We start from the raw sequence: 14,132 nt of genomic DNA on the forward strand, positions 1-14,132 counted from the left end.
CGTCAAGCGGTCGGCTGCAAGCGCCACGCTGCGAGGCCGAGACATACCCAGCCGGCGAGAAAGGCCAGGCCACCGAACGGCGTGATGATGCCGAGCTTGCTGACACCCGTCATGGTCAACAGGTACAGGCTGCCGGAAAACAACAGGATACCCACCGAGAAGGACACGCCAGCCCAGGCGACCAGTCGGCCCTGCACCTGCGTGGCCAGCAGTGCTACACCGAACAGTGCCAAGGCGTGTACCAATTGATAGGTGACACCTGTATGAAAAATCGCCAGATAGTCGGCGGTCAGTCGGTTTTTCAGACCGTGGGCGGCGAACGCGCCTAACGCAACACCGGTGAAACCGAAAAAAGCGGCCAGCATCAAAAAGCCACGCAGCATGGGGAACTCCAGTCAGACGCCGTCGGCAGGGTCTGTATAATGGCCCGCTCCACGGGTTCGGCCAAGCCATCTCTATGCTGCGTTCAATTTTCCGTCGTCTCATTAAGGCTCTGCTCTGGTTCGCCGGTGGCAGTGTCTTGCTGGTGCTGCTGTTTCGCTTCGTGCCACCGCCGGGCACGGCGTTGATGGTCGAGCGCAAGGTTGAATCGTGGGTCGACGGCGAGCCGATCGACCTGCAGCGCACCTGGAAGCCGTGGGACGAGATCTCCGACGATCTGAAGGTGGCGGTGATTGCCGGGGAGGATCAGAAATTTCCCGAACATTGGGGCTTCGATCTGCGCGCCATCCAGGCCGCACTGGCTCACAACGAACTGGGCGGCTCGATTCGCGGCGCCAGCACCCTGAGCCAGCAGGTGTCGAAAAACCTGTTTCTGTGGTCGGGCCGTAGTTATCTGCGCAAAGGCCTGGAAGCGTGGTTTACCGCGTTGATCGAGGTGTTCTGGCCCAAACAGCGGATTCTCGAGGTTTACCTGAACAGCGTCGAATGGGATGACGGCGTGTTTGGAGCCGAAGCCGCGGCTCGTCATCACTTTGGCGTGAGCGCAAAATCGTTGTCGCGCCAGCAGGCGAGCTATCTGGCCGCCGTCCTGCCCAATCCTCGGGTGTGGAGCGCGAGCCGGCCGACCGGTTATGTATCGCGCCGGGCCGGGTGGATTCGGCAGCAGATGAGTCAGCTGGGCGGAGACAGTTACTTGCTGGGGCTGAACGACTCGCGGCGGGCACCTTGGGCTGAATGAGTCCAAAGCAAAGATCGCAGCCTTCGCCAGCCCCCGCATGGGATTGCGGTTCACCTGTAGGCGCTGCCGAAGGCTGCGATCTTTTGATTTTCCAAATGAAAACGCCCCGATCATCGCTGATCGGGGCGTTTTTTATTGCCTGCTCGCCAGTTACGCGGCGATCGACAACTTGAGCTTGTTCATCGCGCTCTTCTCAAGCTGACGGATTCGCTCGGCCGACACGTTGTACTTCTGCGCCAGGTCGTGCAGCGTGGCTTTCTCTTCCGCCAGCCAGCGCTGGTAGAGAATGTCACGGCTGCGCTCGTCGAGCACTTCCAGTGCTTCGTGCAGATTGGTGTTCGAGTTATCGCTCCAGTCGGCATCTTCGAGTTGACGCGCCGGGTCGTACCGGTGGTCTTCCAGGTAGTTGGCCGGCGACTGGAAAGCACTGTCGTCGTCGGCTTCGGCGGCCGGATCGAAGGCCATGTCATGACCGGTCAGGCGACTTTCCATCTCGCGCACTTCCCGCGGCTCGACGCCGAGGCTTTCCGCCACACGGTGGACTTCCTCGTTGTTCAGCCACGCCAGACGTTTCTTCTGGCTGCGCAGGTTGAAGAACAGCTTGCGCTGGGCCTTGGTGGTCGCGACTTTCACAATGCGCCAGTTGCGCAGGATGAACTCGTGAATTTCCGCCTTGATCCAGTGCACGGCGAACGACACCAGACGCACACCCATTTCCGGGTTGAAGCGCTTGACGGCCTTCATCAGGCCGACGTTACCTTCCTGGATCAGGTCAGCCTGAGCCAGACCGTAGCCGGAATAGCTACGGGCAATGTGTACGACAAAACGCAGGTGGGCGAGCACCATCTGCCGAGCCGCCCCCAAATCCTGCTCATAGTAGAGACTCTCGGCCAGTTCACGCTCCTGCTCCGGCGTCAGCAATGGAATGCTGTTGACGGTGTGCACGTAGGCTTCCAGGTTCGCACCCGGAACCAGCGCATATGCAGGTTGCAAAGAATTGGTCATACGAAAAAACCTCCCACTTACATACTCGTGCCTCTCGGCACTGCGAAAAATTGACCGGGAACTCAGGTACAAGTTCCCATAAAAACCGCAAGGTCAATCACGCGCAAAAAAGATTCTACTTCGGCGCCAGCTCCCTGAGATGACGTGCGACTGCAATCCATGCACCGATATAACCCAACAGCACCGCGCCAAGCAAGAGCGACAGACCGTCGGCCACTGGCACACCGGCCAGGGCGAAATCACTGCCGTACAAGCCGGCCAGTCCGACCACCGCATCGTTCAGCCAGTTCAGGCCGAACGCCAATACACCCCAGGACAACAGCCCTGCACCGAAGCCATACAACGCGCCCATATAAAGGAAAGGGCGACGCACATAACTGTCAGTGCCGCCGACGAGTTTAATCACTTCTATCTCGGTGCGGCGGTTTTCAATATGAAGACGAATGGTATTGCCTATCACCAAAAGTAATGCAGAAACCAGCAGCACCGTCAGACCGAAGACAAACCGATCGCCCAGCTTGAGGATGGCGGCCAGACGCTCGACCCAGACTAGATCAAGTTGCGCCTGTTGTACCTTGGGCAGCTCGGAAAGTTTTTGTCTTAATGCTTCGAGTGTCGCCTTGTCGACTTCGTTCGGTGTCACCAGCACCACACCGGGCAAAGGGTTTTCGGGCAGCTCACGCAGGGCTTCGCCCAAACCGGACTGCTGCTGAAACTCTTCCAGCGCCTGGTCGCGGCCGACATATTCGGCATCAGCTACGCCGGGCATGCCTTTGATCTGCTCGCGCAACGACTCGCCCTGCTCCGGCGTCGCGTCGAGTTGCAGGTACAGCGAGATCTGCGCCGCACGCTGCCACGAACCGCCGAGACGTTCGACATTGTTCAGCAGCAGCGACAGGCCCATCGGCAAGCTCAACGCCACGGCCATCACCATGCAGGTGAAGAAACTGCCGATCGGCTGTTTACCGAGGCGGCGCAGGCTGTCGAGCAGGCTGGCACGATGACTTTCGACCCAGGCGCGGAAGAGCGTGGCGAAGTCCGGGCCGTCGTCATCGTCGTGTTTTTTCTTCTTTTGCGGTTGCGGGTCGGCGGCTTTCGGGGCCACGCGCTCGGAAACCTTAGGACTGCGTGTCGCACTCATACGCCGGCCTCCCCGTCGCCGATCAAACGGCCGCGCTGCAGGGTCAGCATGCGGTGACGCATGCGCGCGATCAGCGCCAGGTCGTGACTGGCGATCAGCACGCTGGTGCCCAGACGGTTGATGTCTTCGAACACGCCCATGATTTCCGCCGCCAGACGCGGGTCGAGGTTACCGGTCGGTTCGTCCGCCAGCAGCAAGGCCGGGCGATGCACGATGGCGCGGGCGATGCCGACGCGCTGTTGCTGGCCGGTGGACAAGTCGCCGGGGTACAGATCGGTTTTATCCGACAGTGCCACGCGCTCCAGCGCCGAATCGACACGCTTGGCAATTTCGGCCTTGGACAGGCCGAGGATCTGCAGCGGCAAGGCGACGTTGTTGAACACCGTGCGATCGAACAGCAACTGGTGGTTCTGGAACACTACGCCGATCTGTCGGCGCAGAAACGGAATCTGCGCGTTGCTGATGGTGCTGAGGTCTTGCCCGGCGAGCAGCAGCTTACCGCTGGTCGGGCGTTCCATCGCCAGCAACAGGCGCAACAGCGTGGATTTACCGGCACCGGAGTGACCGGTAACAAACAAGAATTCGCCACGACGGACTCGAAAGCTCAGCTCATGCAAGCCGACGTGACCGTTCGGGTAGCGTTTACCGACCTGTTCGAAACGAATCATGAACGCTCCCGCTCGGCAAACAGTGCCTGGACAAAGGGTTCGGCTTCAAAGGTACGCAAGTCGTCGATGCCTTCGCCGACGCCGATGTAGCGAATCGGCAGACCGAACTGCTTGGCCAGGGCGAAAATCACCCCACCCTTGGCGGTGCCATCGAGTTTGGTCAGCGCCAGGCCTGTCAGTTCGACGGTCTGGTTGAACTGCTTGGCCTGGTTGATCGCGTTCTGCCCGGTGCCAGCATCCAGCACCAGCAGAACTTCGTGCGGAGCGTCGGCGTCGAGCTTGCCAATCACCCGGCGCACCTTTTTCAGCTCTTCCATCAGGTTGTCTTTGGTGTGCAGACGACCGGCGGTGTCAGCGATCAACACATCGATGCCACGGGCCTTGGCGGCCTGCACGGCGTCGAAAATCACCGAAGCCGAATCGGCACCGGTGTGCTGGGCGATGACCGGAATCTTGTTGCGCTCGCCCCACACCTGCAATTGCTCGACGGCTGCGGCACGGAAGGTGTCACCGGCGGCGAGCATGACTTTCTTGCCTTCCAGTTGCAGCTTCTTCGCCAGCTTGCCGATAGTGGTGGTTTTGCCGGCGCCGTTGACGCCGACCACCAGAATCACGAACGGCTTGTTCTGCGAGGCGATTTTCAGCGGTTGCTCGACCGGCTTGAGCATCGCCGCCAGTTCAGCTTGCAGGGATTTGTACAGGGCGTCGGCGTCTGCCAACTCCTTGCGCGCAACTTTCTGGGTCAGGCGCTGGATGATCTGGGTGGTGGCTTCAACGCCGACGTCGGCGGTGAGCAGACGGGTTTCAAGGTCATCGAGCAAATCGTCATCGATGGTTTTGCGCCCCAGAAACAGGCTGGCCATGCCCTCGCCGATGCTGGCGCTGGTCTTCGACAGGCCTTGCTTGAGACGGGCGAAGAAACCGGCTTTGGTTTCTTCGGTGCGCGGGGCTTCTACAGGAGGCTCAGCAGCCGCCTCATCCGGCACGACTGGCGCAGCGACAACCGGCGCAGGCACCACAACAGGCGCCGGCTCGGGCGCTTGAATGATCGGTGCCGCTGGTGCAGGAACAACCGGCGCCGGCTCGATGACCGCTTCCACCACAGGCTCGGGCTCGACAGCAGGTTCCACAACCACTTCAGGGATCGCCGGCGTCACATGCGGCGCTGCCTCTTCAACGAAGGCCACCGGTTCTTCCGCCACCGGCAAGGTCAGCCAAGGCTCGGCGGCCGGCGTCAGCGGCAACTCCGCAGCCACTGGCGCTTCAGGCTCGGCCGCGACCTCCGGCTGCAACACCGGTTCGGCGATAGGCAGCACAATCGGCGCCGGCTCTTCTTCTATTACAGGTGCTGGCGCTGGGGCCGGCTCAGGAATCGCGGGCGGCTGTTCGACGACGGGTTCCTGCGGTTTCTTCCGCAGCCATCCGAACAGGCTTTTCTTCTCGCCAGCCGCAGCTGGGCTCTTCTTGTCGTCGTTGGAACCAAACATGGAGGACGGCTATCTCACGGTAGCGACGCGCCAACAGGGCGCCCCGGCAAATAAATATTCGATGCAGAACAGACTGTGTTTCACCCAGCTTGTTCACGCGCAACATTTTGTCGAGGCACCGAAGGCACCTCAAGGATCGTCTTTACGATGGTCTAAACCGGCGAAAAATCGGCGAAAACGCAGAGTCTGGTTGCCAAACCGCTGCCTTGTGCCGCAAACCCATTCAGCCTTATCAGGTTGCAGAACCTCATAGGCGTGGTCTCCGGTAAAACGGATCAGTATCCTAGCACCTCCTCGCCCGCCTAGGCTAAGACCAAGCGGGCAGCCCAACAGGTTGAAAATCGAATGAATGCTCTAGCCCGCCGCGCTGCTGGCCTGCTGCTCAGCGCAGTCTGCCTGCCCCTTTCGGCCCTGGCGGCCGACCCGCAACCGACCCACGAATTCACCCTCGATAACGGCCTCAAGGTCGTCGTGCGAGAGGACCATCGTGCGCCTGTGGTCGTTTCGCAGATCTGGTACAAGGTCGGCTCCAGCTACGAAACCCCGGGCCAGACCGGTCTGTCCCATGCGCTCGAGCACATGATGTTCAAGGGCAGTGAAAAAGTCGGCCCCGGCGAAGCTTCGCTGATCCTGCGTGACCTCGGCGCCGAAGAGAACGCGTTCACCAGCGACGACTTCACTGCTTATTACCAGGTACTGGCCCGCGATCGTCTCGGCGTGGCCTTTGAGCTGGAAGCCGACCGCATGGCCAATCTGCGCCTGCCGGCCGACGAGTTCGCCAAGGAGATCGAAGTCATCAAGGAAGAGCGCCGCTTGCGCACCGATGACAAACCGATGTCCAAGGCCTACGAGCGCTACAAGGCCATGGCTTACCCGGCCAGCGGCTACCACACGCCGACCATCGGCTGGATGGCTGACCTTGACCGCATGAAAGTCGAGGAACTGCGCCACTGGTACCAATCCTGGTACGCGCCGAACAACGCCACGCTGGTGGTGGTCGGTGACGTCACTCCGGACGAAGTGAAAACCCTCGCCCAGCGCTATTTCGGCCCGGTCGCCAAACGCGCCGTGCCGCCGGCGAAAAAACCGCTGGAACTGGCCGAGCCCGGCGAACGCCAGATCACCCTGCGCGTACAAACCCAACTGCCCAGCCTGATGCTCGGCTTCAACGTGCCGAGCATTGCTACCGCTGAAGACAAACGCTCGGTCAACGCCCTGCGCCTGATCTCGGCGCTGCTCGACGGCGGCTACAGCGGGCGCATCCCGACGCAACTGGAACGCGGCGAAGAGCTGGTCTCCGGCGGCTCGTCGGACTATGACGCCTACACCCGCGGCGACAGCCTGTTCACCCTGTCGGCCACGCCAAACACGCAGAAGAAAAAGACCATCGCTCAGGCCGAAGCCGGCTTGTGGAAACTGCTTGAGCAACTGAAAACCACCGCGCCGTCCGCCGAAGAGCTGGAACGCGTCCGCGCTCAAGTCATCGCCGGCCTGGTCTACGAGCGTGACTCGATCACCAGCCAGGCCACCGCGATCGGTCAACTGGAGACGGTCGGCCTGTCGTGGAAGCTGATGGACACCGAACTGGCCGACCTGGAAAGCGTGACCCCGCAAGACATCCAGAACGCCGCGAAAAAGTATTTCACCCGCGAACGTCTCAGCGTCGCCCACGTCCTGCCAATGGAGACGACTCATGAGTGAGCGCAAAACCCCACGCCTGATGCTGCTTGGCCTGCTCGCTGTCGCAGTGATCGGCTCGGCAGCGGTTTATCTGTCGCCAAGCGCGGACAGCCAGGCCAGTGAAGCTCTGGATAACGCCAAGTCCAGTCAGAAACTGCAATCGCTGGCCGAACTCGACGGCAAGGCCCCGGCCAGCCGCAAGCTCGATGTGCAGACCTGGACCACTGCTGAAGGCGCCAAAGTGCTGTTCGTCGAGGCCCATGAGTTGCCGATGTTCGACATGCGCCTGATCTTCGCCGCTGGCAGCAGCCAGGATGGCAACGTACCCGGCCTTGCGGTGCTGACCAACGCCATGCTCAACGAAGGCATCGCCGGCAAGGACGTCGGCGCCATCGCTCAAGGATTTGAAGGCCTCGGCGCGGACTTTGGCAACGGTGCGTTCAAGGACATGGCGCTGGCCTCGCTGCGCAGCCTGAGTGCTGCCGAGCAGCGCGAACCGGCGCTTGAGCTGTTCGCCGAAGTGGTCGGCAAACCGAGCTTCCCTGCCGATTCCTTCGCGCGCATCAAGAACCAGTTGCTCGCCGGTTTCGAATACCAGAAACAGAACCCCGGCAAACTCGCCAGCCTGGAACTGATGAAGCGTCTGTACGGCGACCACCCTTACGCACATTCCAGCGATGGCAATCCGCAAAGCGTGCCGAAGATCACCGTCGCGCAGTTGCGTGAATTCCACGCCAGGGCCTACGCCGCAGGCAATGCGGTGATCGCGCTGGTCGGCGATTTGTCGCGTGCCGAAGCCGAGGCGATTGCCAATCAGGTCTCCTCTGCCTTGCCGAAAGGCCCGGCGCTGGCCAAGATCGCTGCGCCGCAGGAACCGAAGGCCAGCGTCAACCACATCGAGTTTCCGTCGAAACAGACCAACCTGATGCTCGCGCAACTGGGCATCGACCGCGACGATCCTGATTACGCTGCGCTGTCGATGGGCAACCAGATTCTTGGCGGCGGTGGTTTCGGCACGCGCCTGATGAGCGAAGTGCGCGAGAAGCGTGGCCTCACCTATGGCGTGTACTCGGCGTTCAGCCCGATGCAGGCTCGTGGCCCGTTCATGATCAACCTGCAGACCCGCGCCGAGATGAGCGAAGGCACTCTGAAACTGGTGCAGGACGTGCTCACCGACTACCTGAAAACCGGGCCGACGCAGAAAGAACTCGACGATGCCAAGCGCGAACTGGCCGGCAGCTTCCCGCTGTCCACCGCCAGCAACGCCGACATCGTTGGCCAACTCGGCGCGATGGGCTTCTATAATCTGCCGCTGAGCTATCTGGACGATTTCATGCGTCAGTCGCAGAGCCTGACTGTGGAGCAGGTCCGCGATGCGCTGAACAAACACCTGAGCACGGAGAAAATGGTCATCGTCACCGCTGGCCCGACCGTGCCGCAAAAGCCGTTACCGGCCCCATCTGATAAACCTGCCGAGCAACCGCTCGGGGTTCCGGAGCATTAATGGCGACTCGAGCACCGAAAAAACCTGTGCAAAACGTGCACAACGGCGTGAATCAGCTGCGCATCATTGGCGGCCAGTGGCGCAGCCGCAAGCTGAGCTTTCCCGATGCACCGGGCCTGCGCCCGACCCCGGACCGCGTGCGTGAAACCCTGTTCAACTGGCTCGCGCCGTATGTCGAAGGGGCGAAAGTGCTCGACCCGTTCGCTGGCAGCGGCGCGCTGTTTCTCGAAGCGCTTTCTCGTGGCGCGGCCACGGCTCAGGCGCTGGATGCGAGCAACGTTGCGGTTTCCAGCCTGAAAGAACACCTCGGCACCTTGCGTTGCAGCAACGGCCAGGTGCAAACCGCCGACGCGCTGCGATACCTCGAGACCCAGACCGCGACGCCGTTCGATCTGGTGTTCCTCGACCCGCCGTTCAACCAGAACCTGTTACCAGCGGTTTGTACTTTGCTGGAAGAGCGCCAATGGCTGGCGGCCGATTCGTGGATCTACACTGAAAGCGAAACAGCGCCATCGACGCTGGGCCTGCCGGGCAACTGGCGTTTGCACCGCGAGCAGAAATCCGGTCGCGTGTATTACGCGCTGTGGCAGCGCACGGCGGACATCGCCGGCTGACCAGCTCGCAAGCAACCTGCGGCGAGGGAGCGTGCTTCCTCGCCACGAGCATCGAGAATCATCGTGCCCCCTTCGCCAGAACGCTTCATTCCCGCCTTCGGCCTCGGCAATCCGCACCTGCAAACCTTGTGGGGGCCGCTGTGGCGCAACACCGTACACATCGAGCGCGAACGAGAACGCCTGTGGCTCGAAGACGGCGACTTCCTCGACCTCGACTGGCACGGCCCGCACAGCGCCGAGGCGCCTTTGGTACTGGTGCTGCACGGTTTGACCGGTTCTTCCAATTCGCCCTATGTGGCGGGCATTCAAAAAGCCCTGGCCGAGCAGGGCTGGGCCAGCGTCGCGCTGAACTGGCGCGGTTGTTCCGGCGAGCCGAATCTGTTGCCGCGCAGCTACCATTCCGGCGCCAGCGAAGACCTTGCCGAAGCCATCCAGCACCTGCGCGCTAAACGACCGTTGGCATCGCTGTACGCGGTCGGATATTCACTGGGCGGCAACGTGCTGCTCAAACATCTTGGCGAAACCGGCAGCGCCAGCGGCGTACTCGGCGCGGTGGCAGTGTCGGTGCCGTTCAGGCTCGACCAGTGCGCGGACCGTATCGGTCAGGGATTTTCGCGGGTGTATCAGGCGCACTTCATGCGCGAGATGGTCGCCTACATCAAGAACAAGCAACGCCAGTTCCAGCATGACGGGCGCGAAGACGGCCTGGCGAAACTGGCGGCGCTCGGTTCGCTGGAAAACATGCGCACGTTCTGGGATTTCGATGGCCGGATTACCGCCCCGCTGCACGGCTTCGATGATGCCGAGGATTACTACCGCCGCGCCTCGAGCCGCTACTACCTCGGTGAGATCCGCACGCCGACGCTGATCATTCAGGCAGCGGACGATCCGTTCGTGTTCCCGCACAGCCTGCCGCAGGCCGACGAATTGTCAGCCTGCACGCAATTTGAACTGCAGGCGCGTGGCGGTCATGTCGGTTTCGTCGACGGCTCGATGCGCAGGCCCGGGTATTACCTGGAGCGGCGTATCCCGCAGTGGTTGATCGCAGCAGATCGCAGAACATAACTCTTGGCAGGAGCGAGCTCGCGCGCGAAAGCGGTGGGTCAGTTGGCGGTGATGTTGGATGTGCCGACGCCTTCGCGGGCAAGCCCGCCCCCACAAGGGATCGTGCTGGAATGAAAATGGATGGCTCAGTTCATTCCATTGTGGGAGCGAGCTTGCTCGCGAAAGCGGTGGGTCAGTTGGCGGTGATGCTGGATGTGCCGATGCCTTCGCGGGCAAGCCCGCTCCCACAGGGATCGTGCTGGAATGAAAATGGATGGCTCAGTTCATTCCATTGTGGGAGCGAGCTTGCTCGCGAAAACGGTGGGTCAGTTGGCCGCGATGTTGGATGTGCCGACGCCTTCGCGGGCGAGCCCGCCCCCCACAAGGGATCGTGCTGGAATGAAAATGGATGGCTCAGTTCATTCCATTGTGGGAGCGAGCTCGCGCGCGAAAGCGGTGGGTCAGTTGGCCGCGATGTTGGATGTGCCGACGCCTTCGCGGGCGAGCCCGCTCCCACAGAGATCGTGCTGGAATGAAAATGGATGGCTCAGTTCATTCCATTGTGGGAGCGGGCTTGCTCGCGAAGGCGGTGGGTCAGTTGGCAGCGATGTTGGATGTGCCGACGCCTTCGCGGGCAAGCCCGCTCCCACAGGGATCAGCGACTTTATTCGCCCGTGGCAATGCCGCGCGACGGTTCGTTTATCCACTCGCTCCACGATCCGGCATACAGCGCGCCCAGCGGATAGCCAGCCAGGCACAGCGCAAACAGGTTATGGCACGCCGTCACCCCGGATCCGCAGTAAGCGACCAGTTCCGACGCAGAGCGCTCGCCCAGTTTCGCGGCAAAGCGCTGCTTGAGCTGCTCCGCCGGCAAGAAGCGCCCATCACTGCCGAGGTTGTCGGTAAACGCCGCACACTGTGCGCCGGGAATATGCCCGGCGACCGGATCGATCGGCTCCATTTCGCCCTTGAAGCGCGGCAAGGCGCGGGCGTCGAGCAAAGTCAGCGTTGGCTGGCCGAGGCGTTGCTGCAACTGCTCGGCGCTGAGCAGCAGGTGCATGTCCGGCTGACCGCTGAAGTTACCCGGTGTCACGCTCGGCGGATCCAGGCTCAGCGGCAGGCCGGCCGCGTGCCAGGCCTTGAGCCCGCCATCGAGAATGAACACACCGTCGCGTTTACCCAGCCATGCCAGCAACCACCATGCCCGCGCCGCATACGTACCCGGGCCGTCGTCATACAGAACCACATCGCTGTCGTTGCTGATGCCCCAGGCTTGCAGGCGTTCGATCAGCTCCGCCGCCTCGGGCAACGGATGCCGACCGGTCACGCCCCTCTCTACTTTACCGCTCAGATCACGCTCCAGATCGGCGAAACTCGCCCCGGCAATATGCCCTTCGGCGTAGCTGCGCTGGCCGTAATCCGGATCTTCGAGGGCGAAACGACAATCGAGAATTACCAGCCCCGGCTGCTCTTTGCGAACGTCCAGTGCTTGTGGGCTGATCAACTGCGCAATCGACATAACGGGCTCCTGTGGCATTCGGCTGAACGGTTTATTTCACATCTTCGAGAGCCTGCGCCAGCGGCACATAGAACTCGTCGAACAAGGCATTGACCTCATCGCGCGCCTGATCGGTGACAAACCCGGCTTCCAGCACCAGCACCTGATACACGCCTCGCTTTACGGCCTGTTCGCTGAGGTGGTTGGAGTTTTCCCGCGTGGTGCACAGAAAACGTACCCACGAGGTCAGGATGATCCACGCGTTGAGGGTCAGCGATTCGATCTGTACGCGGTCCATTTTCAGGATTCCGGCGGCGACAAAACCTTCGTAGATCGCGGCACCCTGGATCACGCAGCGCTGGGAAAAGCGCCGATAACGCGCGGCCAGTTCCGCATCGCTGTCGAGCAGATGCTCGAGGTCGCGGTGCAGAAAACGGTAGCGCCACATGGCCGAGAGCAGTTCCTTGAGATAGAAACGCTTGTCCTCGACCGTCGCCGGACGGCCCTGAGGCGGACGCAAAAAGCTGTCCACCAGGGCTTCGTACTCACTGAACAACACGGCGATGATCGCCTGCTTGTTGGGGAAGTGGTAGTACAGGTTGCCCGGAGAAATCTCCATGTGCGCGGCGATGTGGTTGGTGCTGACGCTGCGCTCGCCCTGCTGATTGAACAGCTCCAGGCTGTTCTGAACGATGCGCTCGCTGGTTTTTATTCGTGGGGCCATGGCTTGAGCTTTAATTCAGAGTGCGTTGACGGCGCATCTTACGACCTAACCGGAAACGGATAAAACACTGACGTGCGCGGAAGTCGTTTGACTTTATAGAGCATCGACTCTAAAAAGTGCTCACTACAATAAAATCCGGAGCCTGCGATGACTGCCGACGTTGCCTACCTGCAAACCCTGCAACAGCCGCTCGAAACGCTTGATCGGCAGTTTCAGGCGCAACGCTCTGCGTATGCCGCCCACCCGATGCCACCCGCTGCGCAACGGCAACAGTGGCTCAAGGCTCTGCGCGAGTTGCTCAGCAGTGAGCGTCAGGCATTGATCGAAGCGATCAGCACCGATTTCAGTCACCGCAGCGCCGACGAAACCCTGCTCGCCGAGCTGATGCCGAGCCTGCACGGTATTCACTACGCCAGCCGTCACCTGAAAAAATGGATGAAGCCCTCAAGGCGCAAGGTCGGCGTGGCGTTTCAGCCGGCTTCGGCGAAGGTGGTCTATCAGCCGCTGGGCGTGGTCGGGGTGATCGTGCCGTGGAACTACCCGCTGTATCTGGCCATAGGCCCGATGGTCGGCGCCCTGGCGGCGGGCAATCGGGTGATGCTCAAGCTCAGCGAATCGACCCCGGCCACCGGGCTGCTGCTCAAGCAATTGCTCGCACGGATCTTCCCCGAAGATCTGGTTTGCGTGGTGCTTGGCGAGGCGGATGTCGGCGTAGCCTTCTCGCGCCTGCCTTTCGATCACCTGCTGTTCACCGGCTCCACCAGCGTAGGCAAACATGTCATGCGCGCTGCGGCGGAAAACCTCACGCCAGTGACGCTGGAACTGGGCGGCAAGTCGCCGGCCATCGTCTCCAGAGACGTACCGCTCAAGGACGCCGCCGAACGCATCGCCTTCGGCAAAACCCTCAACGCCGGGCAGACCTGCGTCGCGCCCGACTATGTGCTGGTGCCGGAAGACCGCGTCGGCGCTTTCGTCGAGGCCTATCGTCAGGCTGTGAAAGGCTTCTACCCGACCCTGACCGACAACGCCGACTACACGGCAATCATCAACGAGCGCCAGTTGGCCCGGCTCAACGGTTACGTCAGCGACGCGACCAGCAAAGGCGCGCTGCTGATCCCGTTGTTCGAGCAAGGCCAGGGGCGCCGCATGCCGCACAGCGTGCTGCTCAATGTCAGCGATGAGATGACCGTGATGCAGGACGAAATCTTCGGCCCGCTGCTGCCGATCGTGCCTTATCGCGATCTGGAGCAGGCATTGGCTTACATCAACCAGCGGCCTCGTCCTCTGGCTCTTTACTACTTTGGCTACGACAAACGCGAACAGCATCGCGTATTGCACGAGACCCATTCCGGCGGCGTATGCCTGAACGACACCTTGCTGCACGTTGCCCAGGACGATATGCCCTTCGGTGGCATCGGTCCCTCGGGGATGGGCCATTACCACGGCCACGAAGGTTTCCTGACGTTCAGCAAGGCCAAGGGCGTACTGATCAAACAGCGTTTCAATGCGGCGCGGCTGATCTACCCGCCTTACGGCACATCAATTCAGAAACTGATTCAGAAGCTGTTCATTCGCTAAACGTTCGTC

At 61.4% G+C, this 14,132-nt stretch carries 13 protein-coding genes; 6 read left to right on the forward strand and 7 right to left on the reverse strand.

Annotated features, from left to right (window positions below):
* Positions 1-2 precede the first annotated feature (2 nt).
* Positions 3-383, reverse strand: a complete 381-nt coding sequence (locus CXF97_RS22685) for a DUF423 domain-containing protein (protein ID WP_101161265.1) — start codon at positions 381-383, stop codon at positions 3-5.
* 74 nt (positions 384-457) lie between these two features.
* Here CXF97_RS22685 and mtgA point away from each other — a divergent pair, with 74 nt between their 5' ends.
* Complete coding sequence (gene mtgA / locus CXF97_RS22690; protein WP_101161268.1) at positions 458-1,180, forward strand: monofunctional biosynthetic peptidoglycan transglycosylase; 723 nt, start codon at positions 458-460, stop codon at positions 1,178-1,180.
* Between the two features lie 150 nt (positions 1,181-1,330).
* On the opposite strand, the gene rpoH is transcribed toward mtgA, so the two are convergent.
* From rpoH to ftsY, 4 genes are all read right to left on the reverse strand, one after another.
* The gene (gene rpoH / locus CXF97_RS22695) at positions 1,331-2,185 is read right to left on the reverse strand and encodes an RNA polymerase sigma factor RpoH (RefSeq protein ID WP_016772717.1); all 855 of its coding nucleotides are present in this window, start codon (positions 2,183-2,185) and stop codon (positions 1,331-1,333) included.
* Positions 2,186-2,300: 115 nt separating this feature from the next.
* Positions 2,301-3,326, reverse strand: a complete 1,026-nt coding sequence (gene ftsX / locus CXF97_RS22700; protein ID WP_101161270.1) for a permease-like cell division protein FtsX — start codon at positions 3,324-3,326, stop codon at positions 2,301-2,303.
* Positions 3,323-3,994, reverse strand: a complete 672-nt coding sequence (gene ftsE, locus CXF97_RS22705; protein ID WP_003229148.1) for a cell division ATP-binding protein FtsE — start codon at positions 3,992-3,994, stop codon at positions 3,323-3,325. Before ftsE ends, ftsX begins: the two co-directional genes overlap by 4 nt.
* Positions 3,991-5,481, reverse strand: a complete 1,491-nt coding sequence (gene ftsY / locus CXF97_RS22710) for a signal recognition particle-docking protein FtsY (RefSeq protein ID WP_101161274.1) — start codon at positions 5,479-5,481, stop codon at positions 3,991-3,993. The genes ftsE and ftsY overlap by 4 nt, the downstream gene beginning before the upstream one ends.
* Positions 5,482-5,826: 345 nt before the next feature.
* On the opposite strand from ftsY, the gene CXF97_RS22720 reads away from it, so the two are divergent.
* From CXF97_RS22720 to CXF97_RS22735, 4 genes are all read left to right on the forward strand, one after another.
* Positions 5,827-7,182: a pitrilysin family protein gene (locus tag CXF97_RS22720; protein WP_101161280.1), complete on the forward strand. Its 1,356-nt coding sequence runs from the start codon at positions 5,827-5,829 to the stop codon at positions 7,180-7,182.
* Positions 7,175-8,665 carry a pitrilysin family protein gene (locus CXF97_RS22725; protein ID WP_101161283.1) on the forward strand — a complete coding sequence of 497 codons (1,491 nt, stop codon included), beginning with the start codon at positions 7,175-7,177 and terminating at the stop codon, positions 8,663-8,665. Before CXF97_RS22720 ends, CXF97_RS22725 begins: the two co-directional genes overlap by 8 nt.
* On the forward strand, positions 8,665-9,279 hold the full coding sequence (gene rsmD, locus CXF97_RS22730) for a 16S rRNA (guanine(966)-N(2))-methyltransferase RsmD (RefSeq protein ID WP_101161286.1): 615 nt from the start codon (positions 8,665-8,667) through the stop codon (positions 9,277-9,279). Before CXF97_RS22725 ends, rsmD begins: the two co-directional genes overlap by 1 nt.
* Positions 9,280-9,342: 63 nt before the next feature.
* Positions 9,343-10,344 (forward strand): hydrolase, encoded by a 1,002-nt coding sequence (locus tag CXF97_RS22735; protein ID WP_101161288.1) that lies wholly within the window; start codon positions 9,343-9,345, stop codon positions 10,342-10,344.
* A 643-nt stretch (positions 10,345-10,987) separates the two neighbouring features.
* Here the strand turns inward: CXF97_RS22735 and CXF97_RS22745 are convergent.
* A complete protein-coding gene (locus CXF97_RS22745; protein ID WP_101161293.1) occupies positions 10,988-11,842 on the reverse strand; it encodes a sulfurtransferase in 855 nt (284 codons plus the stop codon).
* Between the two features lie 31 nt (positions 11,843-11,873).
* Positions 11,874-12,545 (reverse strand): TetR/AcrR family transcriptional regulator, encoded by a 672-nt coding sequence (locus tag CXF97_RS22750; protein ID WP_016772708.1) that lies wholly within the window; start codon positions 12,543-12,545, stop codon positions 11,874-11,876.
* Positions 12,546-12,692: 147 nt separating this feature from the next.
* Here CXF97_RS22750 and CXF97_RS22755 point away from each other — a divergent pair, with 147 nt between their 5' ends.
* The gene (locus tag CXF97_RS22755) at positions 12,693-14,123 is read left to right on the forward strand and encodes a coniferyl aldehyde dehydrogenase (RefSeq protein WP_101161296.1); all 1,431 of its coding nucleotides are present in this window, start codon (positions 12,693-12,695) and stop codon (positions 14,121-14,123) included.
* Positions 14,124-14,132: the final 9 nt, after the last annotated feature.

Origin of the sequence: Pseudomonas sp. Choline-02u-1, from assembly GCF_002836515.1 — a bacterium.
Taxonomy (GTDB): Bacteria; Pseudomonadota; Gammaproteobacteria; order Pseudomonadales; family Pseudomonadaceae; genus Aquipseudomonas.